Source organism: Halobacteriovorax sp. (assembly GCF_041587335.1).
Classification (GTDB): Bacteria; Bdellovibrionota; Bacteriovoracia; order Bacteriovoracales; family Bacteriovoracaceae; genus Halobacteriovorax.
In genome coordinates this window covers 1-2097 of sequence record NZ_JBFGYP010000264.1, presented here as the reverse complement: position 1 = coordinate 2097, position 2097 = coordinate 1, and the positions used below count along the sequence as shown (strand labels likewise).

The 2097-nt window shown below is 35.1% G+C and carries 3 protein-coding genes and 1 pseudogene; 2 read left to right on the top strand and 2 right to left on the bottom strand.

The annotated features are described in order from the left end of the window. Nucleotides 1–336 (bottom strand): annotated as a pseudogene (locus ABX784_RS17235) (hypothetical protein); the annotation flags it as partial. A gap of 272 nt (nucleotides 337–608) precedes the next feature. Here ABX784_RS17235 and ABX784_RS17230 point away from each other — a divergent pair. Both ABX784_RS17230 and ABX784_RS17225 read left to right on the top strand, forming a co-directional pair. After that, on the top strand, nucleotides 609–1106 hold the full coding sequence (locus tag ABX784_RS17230) for a hypothetical protein (RefSeq protein ID WP_372656297.1): 498 nt from the start codon (nucleotides 609–611) through the stop codon (nucleotides 1104–1106). An 81-nt stretch (nucleotides 1107–1187) separates the two neighbouring features. Then, nucleotides 1188–1778 carry an Hsp20/alpha crystallin family protein gene (locus ABX784_RS17225; protein WP_372656296.1) on the top strand — a complete coding sequence of 197 codons (591 nt, stop codon included), beginning with the start codon at nucleotides 1188–1190 and terminating at the stop codon, nucleotides 1776–1778. A gap of 41 nt (nucleotides 1779–1819) precedes the next feature. Here the strand turns inward: ABX784_RS17225 and ABX784_RS17220 are convergent. Further along, a partial coding sequence (locus ABX784_RS17220; RefSeq protein ID WP_372656295.1) for a hypothetical protein occupies nucleotides 1820–2097 on the bottom strand: 278 nt, incomplete at its 5' end.

Here is a 2097-nt window from a genome sequence, read left to right as displayed (position 1 = left end):
TCTTCTCCACTTAGTACATCTTTCTCTTGTTCCTTCGATAGCTGCTACACCGTAGTACTCAACTTCTCTAGTACAAACTCTATCTCTGTCTCCACCACCACGTGACCATGCAACACATTTGCTGATTGTTTTCTTAGTTCTTAATTCTTCACCATCTTTACAAACAAAAAATGCAGAAGTCATAGGTCCGTTATCAAGCTTTACTGTTGGCTCTTTGAAAACTACTTTCGTGAAGTGTTTTTTGATTGTTGACCAAGAATCAGATGCTGTTGGCGTGTGAGCCGAAACAGATGCTGTCATAAGTACTGCTGCTGCAAGAATAAAAAGTTTTTTCATTTTTTTCTCCTAATGAGTTAGTTAATGTTCTTTCGAACTGTGTTTCAAATCTGAGACAAAACTAACTTTCAAGATTTAGTTCGTAAATTGAAATTCACAAGATGTTTAACAAACATTTCACAAGTTGTGAAATGGGGATGTATAAAATATATTTAATAGTATTTTCAGTAGTTTATTGGAGAACCTCTTAATAATTAGATAAGTTTTAGATACTTATTAGTGTTGACGGTATGGGTCATTGTGGATAAGTTCACAAAAAAAGAGAGGATCCTGTGAACTTTAAATCTTTATTTATACTTTTAACCTTAATTTTAAGCTTTTCTTCTTCAGCATCTATCGGAAAAGAAGAATTCATCTCTACAATTAAAGGAAGGTATATACTTCGCACCATTGAAGCCGGTGATGTTCATTTCCTTCTCAGATCAAGTGGGAAGTTAGAAGTTCTTCAGTTCGATTGGTATAACTCTTCAGAGTCTTCAGTTGATTTCCCAGCAAAAATAACAATAGAACAAGGTGACAATGGTTTATTAAGAGGATTACCAGTGGCCCACTTAATTTTCTCTGAGGGATCTGATGAACTAGCAATTGATTACCATGTAATACTCACTGCTCAAGAGGAAGGCGATAGAAGAAGTCCTAGTATCAAACTTCTAACTACCTTCGTTCTAGAAAATGATGGTCCCAATCATGTCGCTTCCGTTGTCTCACGAGGGAAGATGGTTCTTTTAAAATATGATACCGACTCTAAGAAATACATCTCTATTAAATAATTAATTAAACCTTCTACAAAGAAGGTTTTTTTTTACCTTCATTAGTTATAAAATATTATAGGTTTTAAATCTGGAGGTCTTATGAAAAACAAGCTTGGTTATATAGGTGCATTTACTTTAGGAGCTATTTTCTCTTGTTCGATTACTTACACTATCATGAATAACTCTATTCAGGCCGAAAGAGCAGAGATGGTTAAGATTAGAAAAGAGATTAAAAAGTTAAATCAAGGAATTAATATACCAAATTTCTTTGCAGACTTTGATGAGAAGTTCAAAGATATCAAAAAGCAATTTGATCAAGAGATTGCTGATGCTGAAGAAGATGCGAGAAATGCTTCCTCATTTTTTGGCGGTCTAGCACAAGGGATTCAAAGCTTTACAACTTCTATGGCCGGAGGAGATATTAGCGAAAGAGAAGATGATCAATTCTATTATTATGATATTGAAGTGGGCTCTTCCGAAAAGAATGAAATCAACGTACAAGTTGAAGATGGGCACCTTGTAGTGTCTGGAACAATTGTTAACGAAGATAAAACAGGATCTGTAACGAGCTCTTTTAGGTCTTCTTTTAATCAGTCTAGATCTCTTCCAAGAGGAGTTGATCAAAATGACTTTAAGTTAGATCATGATAAGGACAAGGGCATCTTAACTATAAAGTTTCCAAAAATCTGAAAGAGAGGGGAGAGAATCCTCTCTTTCAGATCAATGAAAGTTTACTCAACCAAGTAAACGTCGGCATTATTTAAATAATTCAATAATTTTACATTAAAGTCCCTTGGGACTGAGTCTTGCACATAAGGTTGTTCCAAATGTGCAAGACCTATTCTTGTTAGCTTTGGATAGTTTGCTAGAATCCTAGTTTGAAAATAATCATCTAGAAACTTCGTCCTTTGTAGGACTGGGAGTATACAGGTATCGGTGAGAGTGAAACCTGAAGGATCGAATGTTGAACCTCCTGAAGCATGTTCTTCAAGTCGTCCAAGCTGAACTT

Coding starts and splice junctions, on each gene's coding strand:
- ABX784_RS17225 (WP_372656296.1), top strand. CDS start 1,188: ATGAAAAACAAGCTTGGTTATATAGGTGCATTTACTTTAGGAGCTATT.